Genomic DNA, 19013 nt, shown 5'->3' with positions numbered 1-19013 from the left:
CTTGCCCCATCGGTGCCGCGTTGATAGCGTCTGCCAGCGTGACTTCACCGCAGCGCATCTTCGGACCGCTTGACCACAGCTACACCGGGTGGGCCTCGGCCGCGCTCGCGATCGGGAGGCCCGCCGCCGAGCTGGCGGCCGCCGGGCCCGACGCCGCCCCGGTCACCATGTCGAACCACTCCCACGCCGAGGACTGGTTCGAACTGCTCACCCGCCCCCTGTGGGGCCTGGCCGCCGCCAAGGACGCCGTCCCCGACGACCTCTGGGCCTCCCTGGCCGACACGCTCGCGCGCGCCGTCGACCCCGAGGACCCCTGGTACGTCGGGGACGTCGCCAACGGCGGGCAGCGGATCGTCGAGTCCGCCGCCGTCGGCTGGGCGTTCAACCTCGCCCCCGAGAAGCTCTGGGACCCCCTGGACGCAAAGGCGAAGGACAAGGTCGCCGTGTGGCTCACCGCCGCCTACAACGGCCCGGTCGCCGACATGAACTGGCACTACTTCCCGGTGTTCGCCGGGCACGGCCTCAAGCGCCTGGGCATCGCCCACGACCCGGCCGTCGCGAACGGCCACCTGGAGCGCATGGGCGACTTCGCGCTCGGCGACGCGGTCTTCGAGGACGGCCCCGGCGGGCGGGTCGACTACTACAACCCGTTCGCGTTCCACACGTACGCGCTGCTGCACTACAAGCTGGCGGGCGACGACCGGTACGTGGCGAACGCGGCCGCGTTCGCCCGCAAGTTCCGCTCCTGGTTCGCCGCCGACGGCGCCGCCGTCCCCTACGGCCGCAGCCTGGGCTACCGCTTCGCGCAGGGCTGCCTGTGGGGCGCGCTGGCGGCCGCGGACGTGGAGGCGGTGCCGTGGGCGGAGGCGGCCGGGTTCAGCCGCCGCCACCTCGAGTGGTGGTGGGACAAGCCGATCCTCGACCCTGAGGGGCGGCTCACCGTGGGTTACGCGTACCCGAACAACGCGGTGGCCGAGCAGTACCTGACGGCGGGTTCGCCGTGGTGGGCGACGAAGATCTTCGCAGGGCTCCTCGCGGGCCCCGCGCATCCGTTCTGGACAGTCGAGTCGGCCGTGCCGGGCCCGGTGGTGGAGCCGCACAAGGCAGCCAGAGCTGTCCATGTGCGCGACCGCGCCGGGAACGTGACGCGGTTGAACGGCCAGGCTTGGGTGCCGTGGGCGCGCACGGGCGAGGCGGCGTACGGGAAGCTCGCTTATTCGACGCTCGCGGGGTTCTCGCACGCGACGGGCGGTCCGGGCCTGGAGTCGGCGGTGCCGGACGGGGCGCTGCTGTTGTCGGAGGACGGGCGGCACTGGCGGGGCCGGGAGGACTCCGACGAGGGCGCGATCGACGAGAACGGCGTGCTGACGGTGAACTGGCAGCCGTGGGAGGACGTGACGATCACGACTTCCCTTGAGGCGGCGGTCGACGGGTGGCACGCGAGGGTCCACGTGATCGAGACCGAGCGGGTGCTGCACACGGGGGAGGGCGGCTGGTGCGTCCCCAAGGCCGGGCACGGCGCGGAGGTCGACGACGCCCGGGTGGCCGTCGCGAGCCAGGGGCTGCGTTCGGAGCTCATCGACTCCACGGGGGAGCGGGAGGCGGCCCTCATCGAGCCGATGCCGGGCACGCACTTGTACTGGCCCGCAACGGTCCTGCCGGTGCTCAGAGGGGTCCTCGAACCGGGTAAGCATGTCCTGAAATCTCTGATATATATCGGCTCCGAGGTTTAAAACCTCTTCTCTAGAAACAGACAAAAAGGCTGAAACGTGCGCGGCTTCGCCGCGCTCTCACCAGAAGAACGACTGCGAGCCCGGTCACGATCGCTGTCCGGGTGTCACATTCGGCGGCCCTCTTCGGCTCTTGGAGTGCGACCGAGAGATGAGGAGGGCGCCGTGAACGCAGTATCCGATGGACCGGCCGCGGTGTTCAAGGAGCACCGCGAGCTGCTGTTCGGCATCGTCTACGGGATGCTCGGCACCGTCGCCGACACCGAGGACGTGCTGCAGGACGTCTGGCTCGCCTGGGAGCGCCGTTCGCACGGCGACCCGGTCGAGCATCCCCGTGCGTACGTGGTGCGGGTGGCGATCAATGCCGCGATCGCGCGGCAGGAGGCGGTGAAGCGCCGCCGGGAGACCTATATCGGGCCGTGGCTGCCTGAGCCCGTGATGAGCGAGACGGCGCCGGACGCGGCCGAGCCCGCGCTGCGGGCGGAGTCGGTGTCGTTGGCGCTCATGGTGGTCCTGGAGTCGCTGACGCCGGCCGAGCGGGCGGTGTTCGTGCTCGCCGACGTGTTCGGTTACGCGCACGGGGAGATCGCCGCACTGCTGGGGCGCACGCCGGCGTCGGTGCGGCAGATCGCGCACCGGGCGCGGTCGCACGTGCAGGCGCGGCGGCCGAAGTTCGATGTGGACCCCACGGTGCACCGGCAGGTCACCGAGCGGTTCATGGCGGCCGTGTCTGGCGGCGACATCGACGCGCTGCTCGGGCTGATGGCGCCGGACGTGGTGCTCACCTGCGACGGCGGGGGCCTGGGGCCCGCGGCCGGGCCGCGTCCTCTGCGCGACCCCGCGCGGATCGCGTCGCTGCTGGTCAGCCGTCGCTTCCGCCGCCACGACGGGCTCGAGGTCCAGTTCCGTCCCGTGAACGGCTCGCCCGCGGCGCTGATGATCCGCGAGGGCCGCGTCGTCGGCGTCCTCATGCTCGACCTGACGCCTGGTCTCGACCGGGTCGCCGCGGTGTACGCGGTCACGAACCCGCAGAAGCTCTCCACTCTTCACTGAACCCGAAGGAATCCCAATGAAACTCACCGTCGTCGCGGCGACGGGCGGGGTCGGCCGTGCCGTGCTCGCCCAAGCCCTCGCAGCGGGCCATGACGTGACCGCTGTCGTCCGTGATCCTTCCCGACTCGACCGCGCGGTGCGGTCGGTCGCAGTCGACTTGACCGAGCCTGTCGCCGAGCCGCTCATCGCGGCGGTGGCCGGTGCGGACGCGGTCGTGTCCTGCATCGGTCCGCGCGGCAAGGCCGAGACCGGGATCGTCAGCGCGGGCACCGCGCGCCTCATCGCGGCGATGCAGGCGGCCGGGTCGCGGCGGATCGTCGCCATCGCGGGGATCGGCCTGTCTACGGTCCGGTCGCCGAACCGCGCGCGGCCGCTGCGGCGCGAGCCGGGCGCGGGCGCGGTCATGAACCTCGTGACGCTGCCTTTGGTGCGGGCGGTACTGGGCCAGCACATGAGCGATGTCGCCGCCGCCGAGGAGCAGCTGGCGGCGAGCGGTCTGGACTGGACGAGCGTGCGGGCCCCGTACCTCTCGGACGGGCCGCTCACCGGGGCCTACCAGGTCGCCTACGGCACCAGCCTGCCCCGGGCGTTCCGGCTCTCGCGGGCGGACGCCGCCCACTGCATGCTCCGGTCGGTCACCGACCCGCGCGCCTCGCGCACCCACCTCACCGCCGCCAACTGACAAGGAGTCCTCTCATGTCCATGCTGTACATCGTCCTGGCGATCGCTTTCGGCGTCCTCAACCTCGGTTCGGGGATCGGCGCGATGGTCCGCCTCCCGCAGATCCTTCCGCTGATGGACGGCGCGAACGTGCCGCAGTCGCTGCTGGTCTTCCCGATCGGCGTCCTCAAGGCCGCCGGCGGGATCGGCCTCCTCGTCGGCATCGTCTTCCCGCCGGTCGGCGTGGCCGCGGCGGCGGGTCTGGTCCTGTTCTGGACCTGCGCGGTCCACACGCACGTACTCGCCGACTTCTGGCCGAAGGAGACGGTCCTGACGTTCACGTTCCTCGCCTCCTCGATCGCGCTGCTGGCGCTCGGCCTGGCCGTGTGAGGCAGCGTTCACCGCCCGGCGGGGCGCGGTTCTCCAGGCAGTCTTGAACATTTCGCATTATTCGGGCAATCTGATTGCGCCATAACCGAAGCCGAGCCCCCTCGGCCGCGAGACCTCTGGAGCCACATGCACCTCCCGCCCCGCCTGGCGGCGCTCACCGCGCTGACCTCGCTCGCCGCCCTCACCCTCGCCGCCGCGCCCGAACCGGCCGAGGCGCAGACGACGCAGAGCGGCGACCTCTCGGTCCTGTCCTACAACGTCGCGGGCCTGCCGCTCGGGCTCGGCGACGGCGACCCGGAGACGAACACGCCGATCATCGGGTCGCGCCTGGGCTCGTACGACATCGTGCACGTCCAGGAGGACTTCAACTACCACGCGGCGCTGTACGCGGCGGACGACCATCCGCACCGGACGGCGACCAGCGGCGGCGTCCCGTTCGGCGACGGCCTCAACACCTTGTCGGACGTCCCGTTCGAGGACTTCGAGCGCGTCAAGTGGAACGACTGCGCCTCGGGCTCGGGCGACTGCCTCACCCCGAAGGGGTTCACCTTCATGCGGGCCCGCCTCGCCGAAGGCGTGTGGGTGGACCTGTACAACCTCCACACCGACGCGGGCAGCGAAGCGGCCGACATCGCGGCCCGCGAGAAGAACCTGCAGCAGGTCGCGGCGTTCATGGCCTCGCGTTCGGCCGGGAACGCCGTGATCGTCTACGGCGACACCAACACCCGTTACACGCGCGGCGACGGCATCGCCGAGTTCGCGGCGGGCAGCGGCCTCACCGACGCGTGGGTCGAGCTCGTGCGCGGCGGCGACGCGCCGGACGAGGGCGACCCGGCGCTGGTGTGCGAGGACGCCACGGTGAGCGAGCAGTGCGAGGTCGTCGACAAGGTCCTCTACCGCTCGGGCGACCACGTGAAGCTCGACGCGGGCCAGTACCGCAACGACCATGCCGCGTTCCGCGACAGTGCGGGCGGGAACCTCTCCGACCACTACCCGATCGCGGTGGACTTCTCGTGGTCGACCGGCGGCGACTTCATGCTGAGCGACCAGTTCGGCGGTCCGCACGGCGACTTCTTCACCGATGTGGACGACCTCGACGCGGGCGACGCGGCGCGGGTGCTGCGCCTGCGCGCGGGGGAGCGGGTCGACCAGATCGGGGCGACTCTCGCCGACGGGACCGTGCTCGCCCACGGCGGCAGCGGCGGCACGCTCAGGGAGCTCCAGCTCGCGGCGGGGGAGTACGCGGTCTCGCTACGGGTCTGCCAGGCCAAGCACGACGGCCGCACGCGGATCTTCTACGCCCGCTTCACGACCAGCACCGGCCACACGCTCGAAGGCGGGACGGCCACGGGCGAGTGCGCGACGTTCACGGCCCCGTCGGGCTGGCAGATCGCGGGCTTCCACGGCCGCTCGGGCACCGCCCTGGACAAGGTGGGCGCGGTCTACACGCGCCGCTGAACCGTGCTCAGCTGTCGGCGTAGACGGGGGCCAGGAAGCCAACGGGGGCGCTGACGGCGGTTAGGATGATGAACCAGACCAGGTAACCGGGGTCGGCCGCGTGGAGCAGGATGCCCATCACGATGACGGCCGCGACGCACAGCAGCGCGAAGAAGATCAGGAAGAAGCCGCCCACGGCGTCGATCGCGGCGGTCGCGTGCAATACGAGCGCGCCCGCCGCGCCCGCGATGAGCATCGAGCATCCGATCGCGGCGATGCCCCACAGCAGGTTGTCGAACGTGCCCTCGGACCAGGCGAGCACGGCGTCCCAGGAGAAGCCCGCTCCCTCGTCCGAGGGCTCCTGTCCTTCGGCGCCGGTGTCCTCGGTGACGGTCTCGCCGGGATCGGCCTCAGTGGTCTGCGCGGTGCTCGGGGCGAGCGTCCAGCCCTTCTCCTCGAGCCACTGCTGGCCGCCGAAGAGGGCGAAGACGGTGGCGACGCCGGACAAGAAGGCGACGGTCCAGGCGAGGCCTTTGACGAATGCGGACAAGGGGTTCCGTTCCTCCAGCGGGCGGGCACGACCGGAGCCGATCCTATTGTCACTGCGCCACTGTTCACCGGCTGGAGCGCAGCGCGAGGCAGCGGCGGACTTCGCCCATGCGCCAGCCGATGTGCTCGACAGTGTCGACTTCGGCGCTGCCGTTGCTGGCGACGAGGCCCGCAGCCCAAAGGCATTGGGCCGCATGGCGGGCGGCCATGAGGAGCGGGAGGTGGGCCTCCATCTCCGCGGGAAGGGCCCGCGCCGACCGGTACCCGTCCAGGAGGGCGGCGCGGAGGCGCCGGTATTGGGGGTAGTCGTAGAGGTTGCCGAGGACGGGTCCGAGATCGGCGAGGTAATGGCCCCAGCCGGTTTCGTCGAAGTCGAAGACGCCGATGCTCCAGCCTTGCGGGGTGCGGGTGGGGTGGAGGTTGCCGAGGATGAAGTCGTGGTGGACGACGCCGTACGCGTCGCGGTCGCGGCCGAGGCGTGCGAAGAGCGCTGCGGTCTCATCGGCGACGGTGTCGAAGTCGGTGCGGTCGGCGGGGCTGAGAAGCTCGCGGAAGTCGCCGGGGCGGTAGGGCGAAGCTTCGGTGAAGAGGGCAGCGGAGTCCCACGTCGGGAGTCGGAAACCTGCAGGTGGAGTGAAGGTCTCGGCGACGTTGTGGAGGTGTGCGAGGGCGCGGCCGATCGCGTGGACGCCTTTGGGTCCGAGGCCGTTTTCGGGGCGGTGGACTTGTCCGTCGATCCAGGTGAGCAGGTCGCAGTGGACGGTTCGCTCCGGCAGAACCGCTTCGACCGTGAGCGCCCCGTCCTTGGCGGGCACGGGTGCCGGGACGCGGACGCCGACTCCGGCGAGCCGTTCGTGGACCGCATCGAGGAAGACCAGTTCGGAGCGGGTGTGCGCGGGGTGGCGGTAGCCGGGTCGGTGGACGCGGAGCACGAGGCGGCGCCCGTCGGCGGTGGTGACCTTGTAGACGGCGTTGTTGAGCAGGCGGATCGGCTCGACCATGAGCGGCTGGGGTAGGTCGTAGGCAGTGAGTGCCTGGTCGGCGGCGTTTCGGGTGGTCACGTCGAAGGCGGTGTCGGTGGGCAGCAAGGAGGTTCCTTCTGTTGGGTGCGGTTATCGCAGCAGGTTCCTTGATGGGGCGCAATTGGATATCGACGGAGTGGAATGCGATTGCCCGCTGGTGCAACCGGGGTAAGGCGCTGGGGCGTTGAGTATCCGTACGCGAAAGCAGTGGGCCCGTGTGGTTTGCGGGACTCGACAAGAACGCGGAAGGACCATGCGATGCAGCAGGATGCTGGACAGACCACCGATGAGCGGTTCCAGACGGTCGACAACTACCGGAGCCAGGACGCTCTCGCGGCCAGGCAGAACATCTTCCAGTACAAGACCCCGAATCACGATCTTCCGGGTGTGGTCATCGCGAATGTCAGCGGGCGGCCGAAGCGGGTCCTCGATGTCGGATGCGGCAACGGCCGTTACACGGTTCGCCTTCGGGAGGCTTTCCCTGAGGCGGAGGTGATCGGCGTCGATCTCGCTTTGGGTGTCCTCGAGTCGGTTCCAGAACCGACGGTGGTCGCCGATGTGGCGGATCTGCCGTTCGAGGACGGTTCGGCGGATGTGGTGCTGGCGATGCACATGCTCTACCACGTGCCGGACATCCCGGCCGCGCTCGACGAGCTGCAGCGGGTGCTGGCTCCGGGCGGGGTCCTGTTCGTCTCGACGCTCGCTTCGGACGACAAGCGGGAGTACGTGCCGATCTGGCAGGAGGCGGCGCGCTCCGCGCTGGGAAAGGAAGTGCGGCAGGCGCTCTCGGTGGTCGTCGAGCGGTTCTCGCTGGAGACGGCGCGGTCGATGCTGTCGGAGCGGTTCGCCTCTGTGGCGCTGCATGACCTGCCCGGGGTGATCGATCTGCCGGAACCTGGTCCGCTGTTGGCCGCGTTCCGGTCGGAGGCGGATTTCACGGCGCTGGATCCGGGGGAGTTCGAGCAGGTCATGGGGGCTATCGAGCAGCAGCTGGAGGCGCACTTCGCTGAGCACGACCAGCTGCGGATCACGTCGCATTCGGGGATTCTCGAGTGCCGGGGCGTGCGCGCCTAGCAAGGAAAACGGAGGGCCGGAAGCTGTCATGCTCCCGGTCCTCTGGCGTGCCCGGTGTGACGCCGACGACTGATCGTTTGTTTCACTAACGAATGTGATACCGTTAGATCATAAAACGTTAGTCATGCAAACGACAAACCCCTGGAGCGAACGCCATGAGCGCCAACGACACCGCCATCAAGCCCTTCCGCATCCACGTTCCGCAGGCCGACCTCGACGACCTGCACGACCGGCTCTCGCGCACGCGCTGGCCCAATGAGGTCGCCGACGCCGGGACCGACTACGGGTTCCCGCTCGCCCGGCTCAAGGAGCTCGCGGAGTACTGGCGCACCGGATACGACTGGCGCAAGCACGAAGCGGAACTCAACGAGCTGCCGCACTTCACGACCGAGATCGACGGCCAGAACATCCACTTTGTCCACGTGCGGTCCCAGAAGGAGGACGCCCTCGCGCTGGTCCTGACGCACGGCTGGCCCGGGTCGTTCCTGGAGTTCGCGGACGTGATCGAGCCGCTGTCGCGGGACTTCCACCTCGTCATCCCGTCGATGCCCGGATACGGGTTCTCCGGACCGACCACCGAGGGCGGCTGGGGCGTCCCGCGCATCGCCCGCGCCTGGGCGGAGCTGATGCGACGCCTGGGCTACGAGCGGTACGGGGCGCAGGGCGGGGACTTCGGCGCCGGGGTGTCGAGCGCACTGGGCGCGTACGCGCCCGAGCACGTGGTCGGTGTGCACGTGAACTACCTGCCGATGCGGCCGGTGGAGGGGGTCGAGCTGTCCGCTTCGGACGAGGCGCGCCTGGTCAAGGTGCGGGAGCTCATGGCGAACCGGCCGCCGTACCAGGCGCTGCAGGCGTTGACGCCGCAGACGATCGGGTACGCGCTCACCGACTCGCCGGTGGGGCAGCTGGCGTGGATCGCCGAGCGGTTCGCGCAGTGGACGGACCCGGCCACGCCGGTCGACGACGACCGGATGCTCACCGACATCTCGCTGTACTGGCTCACCGCCACCGCCGCTTCGTCGGCGCGGCTGCACCGCGACACGCAGCGTGGCGTGCCGGGGGAGCCGTGCCGGGTGCCGTTCGGAGTCGCGGTGTTCGCGCACGACATCACGCTGTCGGTGCGGCCCTTGGCTGAGCGGCTGTACGACATCCGGCACTGGTCGGAGTTCGAGCGCGGCGGGCATTTCGCGGCGATGGAGGTGCCCGAGCTCCTCGCCGGGGACGTGCGGGAGTTCTTCCTCGCCCGCCTGGAGGACTAGCGGCGCTGGCCGCCGCGCATTGCGCGGCGGCCAGCGCGGTGGCGGTGGGTGTGGGTTAGTCGGTGACCCAGACGCTCAGGGGTGTGAAGGTGCCGAGGTCGGCGATGGTGCTGTTGCCGGGGACCTGGTAGGGGCCGCCGATGCAGTCGTCGTTGGCGAAGAGGGCGGCGCTGTCGGGGTCGGTGTTGATGGCGGAGTTGACGCGTCCTGCCCAGCCGTGGTCGACGAGGCTGACGCAGGTGCCGGGTTCGACGAGGGAGGAGACGGTGAAGCGTTCGCCGGTGTAGTTCTCGCCTTCGAAGAGGCAGAGGGTGGCGGTGAAGGGGCAGGGTTCGTCGGTGGTGGTGTCTGCGGCGGGTGCGGCGGTGGCGGGGGTGGCGAGTGCGAGGAGTGCTGTTGCGGTGAGGGTGGGTGCGATGAGTTTGCGGCGCAGGGGGGTGGTGTCGGTGGTTTGGGGGTGGTTGCGCATGCGCGGTTCTCCTTTGGTCACGCGTTGCTTTGCGCGGTAAGCATATCCGCGCGGTATACCGGTGCTTTAGGACGGTTCGGTGTTGTTCGAACCTTTCATCATATCGATGTATTTCGATGATTCTCACTCGTGTCGCCGTCGGCGGTGCGGGCTTTTTTACGTCCCGGCAACGGGAGTTCACGGGGCCGTTCTTGACGTGAACGGCGGTGAAACATCGCGCCCCTAGCTTGTACCCATAGCGGATACGACGCTGTATACGCACCTGTACACCGCCGCTGCCTGCGGCGACACCCCTTGCAGGCCCGGTCCCCATCGTGCCGGGACTTCCACCCCGTGAAAGGTCGAACCCCGTATGCCACAGCGTTCAACGTTCAACGCCCGAGACCTCGCCCGCACCCTCACGGTCACCGCCTCGGCGACCGCGCTCGCCCTGACCGCCGCGTGCGGCTCCCGCGCCGGGGAGGAGACCGCCGCCGCCGAGTCCTGTGTCGACACGTCCGGCGACACGGTCAAGGTCGGTGCGCTCAACTCCCTGTCCGGGACCATGTCCATCTCCGAGACCACCGTCCGCGACGCGATCTACCTCGCGGTCGACGAGATCAACGCCGCGGGCGGCGTGCAGGGCAAGCAGATCGAGATCGTCGCCGAGGACGGGGCGTCCGAGCCGACCGTGTTCGCCGAGAAGGCCGAGAAGCTCATCCGCGAGGACTGCGTCGCGGCCGTCTTCGGCGGCTGGACGTCGGCGTCGCGCAAGGCGATGCTCCCGGTGTTCGAGGACAACGACTCGCTCCTGTACTACCCCGTCCAGTACGAGGGCCTGGAGGCGTCGGAGAACATCTTCTACACCGGGGCGACGACGAACCAGCAGATCATCCCCGCGCTGGACTATCTGGCCGAGACGGGCGTGAAGTCGCTGTACCTGGTGGGCTCGGACTACGTGTTCCCGCGCACGGCGAACGCGATCATCAACGCCTACGCCGCCGACAAGGGCATCGAGATCCTCGGCGAGGACTACGCGCAGCTGGGCTCGGTCGAGTTCTCGACCATCGTCAACCAGGTCAAGTCGGCTGGTGCCGACGCGGTGTTCAACACCCTCAACGGCGACTCGAACGTCGCGTTCTTCCGCGAGTACGCCAATGTCGGTCTCACCGCCGAGTCGATGCCGGTCATGAGCGTCTCCATCGCCGAGGAGGAGGTCGGCGGCATCGGCGTCGAGAACATCGAGGGGCAGCTGGCGGCCTGGAACTACTACCAGACGGTCGAGTCGCCCGCGAACACCGCGTTCGTCGAGGCGTTCAAGGCCGAGTACGGGGCTGAGCGGGTCACCTCGGACCCGATGGAGGCCGCCTACAACTCCGTGTACCTGTGGGCCGCGACCGCTGAGAAGGCCGGGTCCTTCGCCGTGGCCGACATCCAGGCCGCCGCGGACGGCGTCTCGTTCGACAGTCCTGAAGGCACGGTGGTGATCGACGGGGACAACCACCACGTCACCAAGACCGCCCGCATCGGGCAGATCAACGCGGACGGCCTGCTCTACACGGTGTGGGAGTCCGAGGGCGCGATCGAGCCCGACCCGTTCCTGGAGGGCTACGACTGGGCCGCCGACCTCGCGGTGACCGAGTAGCGGCGCGGGCGATCAGGAAGGACACGCAATGGACCTCCTCGTAGGGCAGCTGTTCACCGGGCTCAGTACCGGTTCGATCCTGCTGCTGGCCGCTCTGGGCCTGTCGCTCACGTACGGCCAGATGGGCGTGATCAACATGGCGCACGGCGAGTTCATCATGGCCGGCTGCTACACCGCGTACGTCACGCAGCAGGTCGTCGGGGACGCCGGTGCGTCCCTCCTGATCGCCCTCCCCGCCGGGTTCCTCGTCGGCGGGGCCATGGGCCTCGTCCTCGAGGCCTTGCTCATCAGGCACCTCTACCACCGGCCGCTGGACACGCTCCTGGTGACCTTCGGTGTCGGCCTGGTGCTCCAGCAGGCCGCACGCGACCTCTTCGGCGCGCCCGCCAAGAACGTCACGGTCCCCGAGGCGCTGCGCGGCGGGGTCGACCTGCTGGGCACCACCGTCCCCAAGACGCGCCTGTTCATCCTCGCGCTCGCCGTCCTGGCGGTCACCGCCGTGGCCCTGGTCATGCGGTTCACTCCGGCGGGGCGGCGCATCAGGGCCGTCGTGGGCAACCGGGACCTGGCCGAGACGGTCGGGATCTCCTCGCGCTCGGTCGACGCCGGGACGTTCTTCATCGGCTCGGGCCTGGCCGGTGTCGCCGGTGTCGCGCTGACGCTCATCGGCTCGACGAGTCCGACTACGGGCCAGTCCTATCTCGTCGACGCGTTCCTGGTCGTCGTCGCGGGCGGCATGGGCCGCATCAAGGGCGCGGTCATCGCCGCGGTCGCCCTGGGCACGTTCCAGGCGGTGTTCGAGACCTACTCGACCGCGTCACTCGCGAAAGTCGGCGTGTTCGTCGTCATCGTCATCTTCCTCCAGCTGCGCCCGCAAGGCCTGTTCACCCTGCGGACTAGGAGCCTCGCATGAGCAAGTTCCTCACCGGCCGCGCCGGGACCTGGACCGGGTTCGCCGCCGCCGCTCTCGTCCTCTTCGGCGCCGCGCCGCTGCTCCTGTCGGGGTTCCGGCTCGGCCTGCTCGCCCAGTTCCTGTGCTACGCCATCGTCGCCGTCGGCATCGGCCTCGCCTGGGGCCGCGGCGGCATGCTCACCCTCGGCCAGGGCGTGTTCTTCGGCATGGGCGCCTACCTCATGGCCATGCACATGAAGATGGCCGACGCCCAGTTCCGGAACGGCCCCGGGTCGGTCCCGGACTTCATGGAACTGGCCGGCATCCGCGAGCTCCCCGCCTACTGGGCGCCGTTCGCCTCACCGGTGTTCACCATCGCCGCGATCCTCGTCCTCCCCACCGGCTTCGCCGTCCTCCTCGGCCTGGCCGTGTTCAAACGCCGCGTCAAAGGCGCCTACTTCGCGATCCTCTCCCAAGCCCTCGCCGGCGCCTTCGCGATCCTCCTCATCGGACAGCAGTCCATGGGCGGGTTCAACGGCCTCTCCCGGTTCCGGTACTTCTTCGGCTACAACCTCGACGACCCGGTCAACCAGCAGATGCTCTACTACATCGCCGCCGGGGTCCTCCTCGTCGTCCTCGCGGCCGCACTCCAGCTGCGCCGCTCCCGCTACGGCGAACTCCTCGTCGCCGTCCGCGACGCCGAAGAACGGGTCCGCTTCCTCGGCTACGACGCCGCCAACATCAAAACCGTCGCCTACGCCGCCGCCGCGCTCTTCGCCGCCGTCGCCGGAGCGCTCTTCGTGCCGATCGTCGGCATCATCTCCCCGGCCAGCATCGGCATCGTCCCCTCCATCATGTTCATCCTCGGCGTCGCCATCGGCGGCCGCGCCAGCCTCATCGGCCCCGTCATCGGCGCCCTCGCCGTCGCCTGGGCCCAGACCGCACTCTCCGAACAGTTCCCCTCCGCCTGGACCTACGCCCAAGGCCTCCTGTTCATCGCCGTCATCGCCCTCCTCCCCGGCGGCATCGCCTCGACCACCGCCCTGATCAAACGCACCCGCAACCGACCCGTGGAGGCCCCAGCATGACCACCGCGCTCACCTGCACCGACATCCACGTCGACTTCGACGGCTTCAAAGCCGTCAACGGCGTCGACCTCACCCTCCACACAGGCGAAGTCCACTTCCTCATCGGCCCCAACGGCGCCGGGAAGACCACCCTCGTCGACGCCGTCACCGGCCTCGCCGCCTACACCGGATCCGTCACCAAAGACGGCACCGAACTGCGCGGCAAAAAGGTCCACCACATCGCCCGCGCCGGCATCGGCCGCACCTTCCAGACCGCCACCGTCTTCGACAACCTCACCGTCGCACAGAACCTCGACATCGCCGCCGGAGCCCACCGCACCCCCTGGAACCTCCTGCGCCAGCGCCGCACGCTCCCCGACGCGGTCACCGCCGTCATGGAGCAGATCGGCCTCGCCGGGCTCGCCGACACGCCCGCGGGGATCCTCGCGCACGGGCAGAAGCAGTGGCTGGAGATCGGGATGCTCCTCGTCGGCGACGCCGACGTGCTCCTGCTCGACGAGCCGATCGCCGGGATGGGCCACGAGGAGCGCGAGACCACCGGGCGGCTGCTGCACGACATCGCCGCCACCCGCGCGGTCGCGGTCGTCGAGCACGACATGGACTTCATGCGCGCGTTCGCCTCCCGCGTCACCGTCCTCCACGCCGGGGCGGTCCTCGCCGCCGGGACCGTCGACGAGGTCTCGGCCGACCCGCGCGTCCAGGAGGTCTACCTCGGCACCACCAGTGCCTCGCCGACCGACGAGATGGAGACCGCCGATGCTGCGACTGCGTAACCTCACCTGCGGGTACGGGCGCACGCCCGTCGTCCACGACGTCGACCTCGACGTCGACAGCGACGAAGTCACCGCTGTCATGGGCCACAACGGCGCCGGGAAGACCACCCTCCTGCGCGCGGTCGTCGGGCTCATCCCCGTCATGTCCGGCACCGTCGAACTCGACGGCGAACCGGTCAACCGGATGCCCGCGAACCAACGCGTCAAAGCCGGGATGGCCTACGTCCCCCAAGGGCAGCAGTGCTTCACGCACCTCACCGCAGGCGAGAACCTCCGGCTCGTCGCCGACGGCCGCAAGAACGGCCGGGCCCTTGTGGACGCGCAACTCGACCTGTTCCCCGCCCTGCGCCCGCTCTTGGGCCGCCAGGCCGGGCTCCTGTCCGGCGGCCAGCGCCAGCAGCTGGCGATCGCCCGGGCCCTCATCACCGAGCCGCGGCTGCTCATCCTCGACGAGCCGACCGAAGGCATCCAGCCGAACGTCGTCGCCGAGATCGAATCGACCATCGTGGACCTCGCCGGTCGCGGCGGCCTGTCGGTGCTGCTGGTGGAGCAGCACCTGGGGTTCGCGCTGCAGGCCGCGTCCCGGTATGCGGTGCTGCGGTCGGGGCGCGTCGCCTCGTCCGGGACGGCCGGTGACGGCGCGGTCAAGCAGGTGAAGGAGGCGATGGCCATATGAGCGAAGGGTTCTCGGGCCTGCCGGAGACGGAGGGGCCGCTGGCTGCGCGCGTGTACGTGGCGTTGCGCGCCGACCTCATGGCAGGGCGGTACGAGCCGGGGAAGCGCCTGGGCGAGGAGCGGCTGGCGGGGATCTACGGGGTGTCGCGCACCCCCGTCCGCGAGGCCCTGTCCAGGTTGTCGGCCGACGGGCTCGTGTCGCGGGAAGTGGACGGGCTGTACCCGTACCGGCCGCGGATCGACCAGTTGAACGACCTGTACGAGGTGCGGCTGACTCTGGAGCTGCGGGGGCTGGCGAGGGCCGCCGCCGACCCCGATATCCGGCACGACGCGGACCTGCTGGGTCCGGAGCTGGAGCGGTGGTACCGGCTGCGGGACGCGCCGCCCGGTCCCGATGCGGGGTTCGTCGAGTCCGACGAGCGGTACCACCTGACGCTCCTGGCCGCGTCGGGGAACCCGCAGCTGGCCGAGGCGCTGCAGGTGGTGAACAACCGGATCCGCCCGGCCCGGATGTTCGACTACTTCACCGCCGAGCGGATGGCCGACACGATCCGCGAGCACATCGCGATCGCCGAAGGCGCCCTGGAGGGCCGGTACGAGGAGGCGACAGCGATCCTCACCCGCCACATCGAAACCTCGAGGTCCATCGTCGTCGGCCGCGCCGAGGCCGCGCTGACGTGGGCGCACCTGGCCAACGCCGTCCGCCCCTGAACCCCTTCTTCTTGAGAGCGAGTCCTTTCGTGTTCGAACGCATCCTCATCGCCAACCGCGGGGAGATCTCCCGCCGCATCACCCGCACCGCGCACCGGCTCGGCATCGCCACCGTGGCCGTGTACTCCGAGGCCGACGCCGCTTCGCTGCACGTGCGGGACGCGGACGAGGCGGTGTGCGTGGGTCCGGCCGCGCCCGCGCAGTCGTACCTGGACATGGACGCGATCCTCGCGGCGGCGAAGGACACCGGCGCTCAAGCGGTGCACCCGGGGTACGGGTTCCTCGCCGAGAGCGCCGAGTTCGCGCGGCGCGTGAACGAGGCCGGGCTCGTGTTCATCGGGCCGACCCCCGGGCAGCTGGAGCTGTTCGGCGACAAGGTGACCGCCAGGGCGGCGGCCACCGCCGCCGGGGTGCCGCTCGCGGCCGGAACCGCCGCCCTCGACAGCGTCGAAGACGCCGTCGCCGCAGCGGGCGAGGTCGGGTACCCGGTGATCGTGAAGGCCTCCGCCGGGGGCGGGGGCATCGGCATGCGCGTCGCCGAGGACGCCGGGCAGCTCACTGAGGTGTTCACCACCGTCAGGCGGCTCGCGGCCGACAACTTCGGGGACGACGCGGTCTACCTCGAGCAGTACGTCCGCCGGGCCCGGCACGTCGAAGTGCAGGTGTTCGGCGACGGGCTCGGCCGCGTCGTCAGCCTCGCCGACCGCGACTGCACCCTGCAGCGGCGGCACCAGAAAGTCATCGAGGAAGCCCCCGCGCCCGGCCTGCCCGACCAGGTGCGGGAGCAGATGCACGCCGCTGCGAGGGCCCTGGCGGCGTCGGCGGCGTACCAGTCGGCCGGGACCGTCGAGTTCATCTACGACCCCGAGCGCGAGACCGCGTCGTTCCTGGAGTTCAACACGCGCCTGCAGGTCGAGCACCCGGTCACCGAAGCGGTCCTCGGCATCGACCTCGTCGAGTGGATGATCCGCGCCGCCGCAGGCGACACCGGGTTCCTCCAAGGCCTGCCCGATTCGGGGCCCGCAGTCGCGGGCGCGGCCGTGGAAGCGCGCGTCTACGCCGAAGACCCCGCCCGCGACCACCTGCCCTCCGCAGGGCTCCTCACCTGCGTCGACCTCCCCGGACAGGCGCGGGTGGACACGTGGATCGAGCGGGGCCTGGACGTCCCGGCCGTCTACGACCCCATGCTCGCCAAGATCATCACCACCGGCCCCACCCGCGAAGCCGCGTGGGCCGCGCTCGCCGAAGCCCTGGGGGACACCAGGATCGAAGGCGTCCACACCAACCTCGGGCAGCTCGCCGCCGCCGCCGCCGACCCGCGCGTCGCCGGGGTCGCCCACGACACCGGCACCGTCGCCACCATCGAGGACGCGACCGCGCGGATCGACGTGCTCTCCGGCGGCGTCCTCACCACCGTCCAGGACTGGCCCGGCCGCATCGGCCACTGGCAGGTCGGCGTCCCCCCGTCGGGGCCGATGGACGACTACTCGTTCCGGCTCGGCAACCGCGCCCTGGGCAACCCCGAAGGCGCCCCCGGCCTCGAATGCACCATCACCGGCCCCACCCTCCGCTTCAGCGAGCCCGCCACGGTGTGCGTCACCGGCGCGCCCGCGCCGGTCACCGTCGACGGCGCACCCGTTCCCCAGTGGGAGCCGATCGACATCCGGGCCGGGGGCGTGCTGGAAGTCGGCGCCGTCCACGACGCCGGCGCCCGCACCTACGTGCTCTTCCAAGGCGGCCTCGACGTCCCGACGTTCCTCGGCTCCGCCGCCACGTTCCCGCCCGGGCGCATCGGCGGCTACACCGGCGACCAGCTGCGCACCGGCGACCGCCTCCTCCCCGCCAGCGCCACGGGCCGCGAAGCGGCCGCGGTGCCCGTCGCCGAACGGCCCGTGTTCGGCCACGAGTGGGCGCTCGCGGTGACGCCGGGCCCGCAGCCGGCCCCGCACTACTTCACCGTCGCCGACATGGAGCGGATCTACGCCGCCGACTGGTCGGTGCAGGTCCACGCCGGACGGTCCGGTGTGCGCCTGGACGGGCCCCGCCCCGAATGGGCGCGGACCGACGGCGGCGAAGCCGGACTGCACCCCTCCAACCTGCACGACAACCCGTACTCGGTCGGGACGGTGAACTTCACCGGGGACACGCCCGCGCTGCTGGGCCCCGACGGGCCGAGCCTGGGCGGATTCGCGTGCCCGTTCACGGTGACCACATCGGACCGGTGGAAGCTCGGGCAACTGCGCCCCGGCGACACCGTCCGGTTCGTACCCGTCGGCGAAGCCGAAGCGGACCGGCTGCGCGCCCACCCGGTCGCGGCCCCGAACGCCCTCGCCGGCGCCCACGAGGACACCGCGACACTCGCCGAGATCCCGGCAGAGGAAGACCGGCCTCAGGTCGCCTACCGGCGGGCCGGGGACGACGCGCTGCTCCTCGAATACGGGCCCATGCACCTCGACCTGGGGCTGCGGATGCGCGTCGGCGCGCTCATGGACGCCCTCGCCGCAGCGAACCCTGCGGGCCTGATCGACACCACCCCCGGCGTCAGGTCCCTGCACCTGCACGTCGACCCCGACGTCCTGCCGGTCCGGTCGCTGACCGGGCTCCTCGTCGAACTCGAACAGGACCTGCCCGACATCGCCGACATGACCGTCCCCTCACGGGAAGTGCGGCTGCCGATCTCCTGGAACGACAGCGTCGTCGACGAAGCCATCGCCCGGTACTCCACGAACGTCCGCGACGACGCCCTGTTCAACCCGTCCAACATCGAGTTCATCCGCCGCATCAACGGCCTCGCATCGGTCGAGGACGTCGCCCGGATCGCCACCAGCGCCGAATGGCTCGTCCTGGGCCTGGGCGACGTGTACCTGGGGGCGCCCGCGGCCGTCCCGGTCGACCCCCGGCACCGGCTCGTCACCACCAAGTACAACCCGGCAAGGACGTGGACCGCCGAGGGCACGGTCGGGATCGGCGGGTCCTACATGTGCATCTACGGGATGGACTCGCCCGGCGGGTACCAGCTGGTGGGGCGGACCGCGCCGATCTGGGCGGGCCTGCGGGACCTCGCGTCCTTCCACGACGGCCTGCCCTGGCTGCTCAGGTTCTTCGACCGGGTCGTGTTCGAACGCGTCAGCGAGGACGAGCTCGCCCAGACCCGCCGGGACCTCGCCGCCGGGCGCGCCCAGATCGACATCCGGCCGGGCGTGTTCGCGTACGCCGACTACCGGCGGCTGCTGGCCGACAACGAGGCGTCGATCGGGGCGTTCCAGTCGCGGCAGGCCGCCGCGTTCGAAGCCGAACGGGCCCGGTGGGCCGCCGCGGGCGAGTTCGACCGCGAGCACACCGAACCCGCACCCGCCGGGGGCTCCACGATCGACCTCGCGCCGGGTGAGACCCTCGTGGAGGCGCCGATGGCCGCCAGCGTGTGGCGCGTCAACGTCGCCGAAGGCGACACGGTGACCGCCGGGGACACGATCGTGGTCCTGGAGGCGATGAAACTGGAGATGCCCGTGGCAGCGGCCGTCTCCGGCACCGTGACGCGCGTCCTCGCCCGACCCGGCGAGCAGGCCGCCCCCGGCACGCCGCTCGCCGTCATCACCCGATAACAACC

17 protein-coding genes are annotated in these 19013 nt (G+C 70.6%); 14 read left to right on the top strand and 3 right to left on the bottom strand.

Annotated features, from left to right (window positions below; translation table 11 throughout):
- The first annotated feature begins 38 nt into the window (after positions 1–38).
- The 5 genes from ACGGCP_RS20320 to ACGGCP_RS20300 all read left to right on the top strand — a co-directional run bounded on the left by ACGGCP_RS20320 (position 39) and on the right by ACGGCP_RS20300 (position 5291).
- Positions 39–1733, top strand: a complete 1695-nt coding sequence (locus ACGGCP_RS20320; protein ID WP_392968324.1) for a DUF2264 domain-containing protein — start codon at positions 39–41, stop codon at positions 1731–1733.
- 162 nt (positions 1734–1895) lie between these two features.
- Positions 1896–2783 (top strand): sigma-70 family RNA polymerase sigma factor, encoded by an 888-nt coding sequence (locus ACGGCP_RS20315; RefSeq protein WP_392968322.1) that lies wholly within the window; start codon positions 1896–1898, stop codon positions 2781–2783.
- Positions 2784–2799: 16 nt separating this feature from the next.
- Complete coding sequence (locus ACGGCP_RS20310) at positions 2800–3465, top strand: NAD(P)-dependent oxidoreductase (protein ID WP_392968320.1); 666 nt, start codon at positions 2800–2802, stop codon at positions 3463–3465.
- Between the two features lie 14 nt (positions 3466–3479).
- Positions 3480–3833 carry a DoxX family protein gene (locus ACGGCP_RS20305; RefSeq protein ID WP_392968319.1) on the top strand — a complete coding sequence of 118 codons (354 nt, stop codon included), beginning with the start codon at positions 3480–3482 and terminating at the stop codon, positions 3831–3833.
- Between the two features lie 126 nt (positions 3834–3959).
- A complete protein-coding gene (locus tag ACGGCP_RS20300) occupies positions 3960–5291 on the top strand; it encodes a jacalin-like lectin (protein WP_392968317.1) in 1332 nt (443 codons plus the stop codon).
- Positions 5292–5298: 7 nt separating this feature from the next.
- On the opposite strand, the gene ACGGCP_RS20295 is transcribed toward ACGGCP_RS20300, so the two are convergent.
- Together ACGGCP_RS20295 and ACGGCP_RS20290 are read right to left on the bottom strand one after the other, a co-directional pair.
- The gene (locus ACGGCP_RS20295) at positions 5299–5820 is read right to left on the bottom strand and encodes a hypothetical protein (protein WP_392968315.1); all 522 of its coding nucleotides are present in this window, start codon (positions 5818–5820) and stop codon (positions 5299–5301) included.
- A gap of 64 nt (positions 5821–5884) precedes the next feature.
- Entirely contained in the window at positions 5885–6907 is a 1023-nt protein-coding gene (locus tag ACGGCP_RS20290) for a phosphotransferase enzyme family protein (RefSeq protein ID WP_392968313.1), read from the bottom strand.
- A 192-nt stretch (positions 6908–7099) separates the two neighbouring features.
- Here ACGGCP_RS20290 and ACGGCP_RS20285 point away from each other — a divergent pair, with 192 nt between their 5' ends.
- A complete protein-coding gene (locus tag ACGGCP_RS20285; RefSeq protein ID WP_392968311.1) occupies positions 7100–7915 on the top strand; it encodes a class I SAM-dependent methyltransferase in 816 nt (271 codons plus the stop codon).
- Positions 7916–8070: 155 nt separating this feature from the next.
- Positions 8071–9174 carry an epoxide hydrolase family protein gene (locus ACGGCP_RS20280; protein ID WP_392968309.1) on the top strand — a complete coding sequence of 368 codons (1104 nt, stop codon included), beginning with the start codon at positions 8071–8073 and terminating at the stop codon, positions 9172–9174.
- A 55-nt stretch (positions 9175–9229) separates the two neighbouring features.
- Here the strand turns inward: ACGGCP_RS20280 and ACGGCP_RS20275 are convergent, their stop codons facing one another.
- Positions 9230–9643, bottom strand: coding sequence for a peptidase inhibitor family I36 protein (locus ACGGCP_RS20275; protein WP_392968307.1), 414 nt, complete (start codon positions 9641–9643; stop codon positions 9230–9232).
- A 352-nt stretch (positions 9644–9995) separates the two neighbouring features.
- On the opposite strand from ACGGCP_RS20275, the gene urtA reads away from it, so the two are divergent.
- The 7 genes from urtA to uca are packed head-to-tail and all read left to right on the top strand — an operon-like array spanning position 9996 to position 19008.
- Positions 9996–11267, top strand: coding sequence for an urea ABC transporter substrate-binding protein (gene urtA, locus ACGGCP_RS20270; RefSeq protein ID WP_392968305.1), 1272 nt, complete (start codon positions 9996–9998; stop codon positions 11265–11267).
- A 28-nt stretch (positions 11268–11295) separates the two neighbouring features.
- Entirely contained in the window at positions 11296–12180 is an 885-nt protein-coding gene (gene urtB, locus ACGGCP_RS20265; protein WP_392968303.1) for an urea ABC transporter permease subunit UrtB, read from the top strand.
- Positions 12177–13247: an urea ABC transporter permease subunit UrtC gene (urtC, locus tag ACGGCP_RS20260; RefSeq protein ID WP_392968302.1), complete on the top strand. Its 1071-nt coding sequence runs from the start codon at positions 12177–12179 to the stop codon at positions 13245–13247. Before urtB ends, urtC begins: the two co-directional genes overlap by 4 nt.
- Entirely contained in the window at positions 13244–14020 is a 777-nt protein-coding gene (urtD, locus tag ACGGCP_RS20255) for an urea ABC transporter ATP-binding protein UrtD (RefSeq protein ID WP_392968300.1), read from the top strand. Before urtC ends, urtD begins: the two co-directional genes overlap by 4 nt.
- Positions 14004–14696, top strand: coding sequence for an urea ABC transporter ATP-binding subunit UrtE (urtE, locus tag ACGGCP_RS20250; RefSeq protein WP_392968298.1), 693 nt, complete (start codon positions 14004–14006; stop codon positions 14694–14696). The genes urtD and urtE overlap by 17 nt, the downstream gene beginning before the upstream one ends.
- The gene (locus tag ACGGCP_RS20245) at positions 14693–15406 is read left to right on the top strand and encodes a GntR family transcriptional regulator (RefSeq protein ID WP_392968297.1); all 714 of its coding nucleotides are present in this window, start codon (positions 14693–14695) and stop codon (positions 15404–15406) included. The genes urtE and ACGGCP_RS20245 overlap by 4 nt, the downstream gene beginning before the upstream one ends.
- Positions 15407–15435: 29 nt before the next feature.
- Positions 15436–19008 carry an urea carboxylase gene (gene uca, locus ACGGCP_RS20240; RefSeq protein WP_392968295.1) on the top strand — a complete coding sequence of 1191 codons (3573 nt, stop codon included), beginning with the start codon at positions 15436–15438 and terminating at the stop codon, positions 19006–19008.
- The last annotated feature ends 5 nt before the right edge of the window (positions 19009–19013 follow it).

Origin of the sequence: Glycomyces sp. NPDC048151, assembly GCF_043202775.1 — a bacterium.
In the GTDB taxonomy this organism is placed as follows: domain Bacteria; phylum Actinomycetota; class Actinomycetes; order Mycobacteriales; family Micromonosporaceae; genus Glycomyces.
This window is presented reverse-complemented; position numbering and strand designations above follow the sequence as displayed.

Coding starts and splice junctions, on each gene's coding strand:
- ACGGCP_RS20310 (WP_392968320.1), top strand. CDS start 2,800: ATGAAACTCACCGTCGTCGCGGCGACGGGCGGGGTCGGCCGTGCCGTG.
- ACGGCP_RS20305 (WP_392968319.1), top strand. CDS start 3,480: ATGTCCATGCTGTACATCGTCCTGGCGATCGCTTTCGGCGTCCTCAAC.
- ACGGCP_RS20300 (WP_392968317.1), top strand. CDS start 3,960: ATGCACCTCCCGCCCCGCCTGGCGGCGCTCACCGCGCTGACCTCGCTC.
- ACGGCP_RS20285 (WP_392968311.1), top strand. CDS start 7,100: ATGCAGCAGGATGCTGGACAGACCACCGATGAGCGGTTCCAGACGGTC.
- ACGGCP_RS20280 (WP_392968309.1), top strand. CDS start 8,071: ATGAGCGCCAACGACACCGCCATCAAGCCCTTCCGCATCCACGTTCCG.
- ACGGCP_RS20275 (WP_392968307.1), bottom strand. CDS start 9,643: ATGCGCAACCACCCCCAAACCACCGACACCACCCCCCTGCGCCGCAAA.
- urtA (WP_392968305.1), top strand. CDS start 9,996: ATGCCACAGCGTTCAACGTTCAACGCCCGAGACCTCGCCCGCACCCTC.
- urtB (WP_392968303.1), top strand. CDS start 11,296: ATGGACCTCCTCGTAGGGCAGCTGTTCACCGGGCTCAGTACCGGTTCG.
- urtC (WP_392968302.1), top strand. CDS start 12,177: ATGAGCAAGTTCCTCACCGGCCGCGCCGGGACCTGGACCGGGTTCGCC.
- urtD (WP_392968300.1), top strand. CDS start 13,244: ATGACCACCGCGCTCACCTGCACCGACATCCACGTCGACTTCGACGGC.
- urtE (WP_392968298.1), top strand. CDS start 14,004: ATGCTGCGACTGCGTAACCTCACCTGCGGGTACGGGCGCACGCCCGTC.
- ACGGCP_RS20245 (WP_392968297.1), top strand. CDS start 14,693: ATGAGCGAAGGGTTCTCGGGCCTGCCGGAGACGGAGGGGCCGCTGGCT.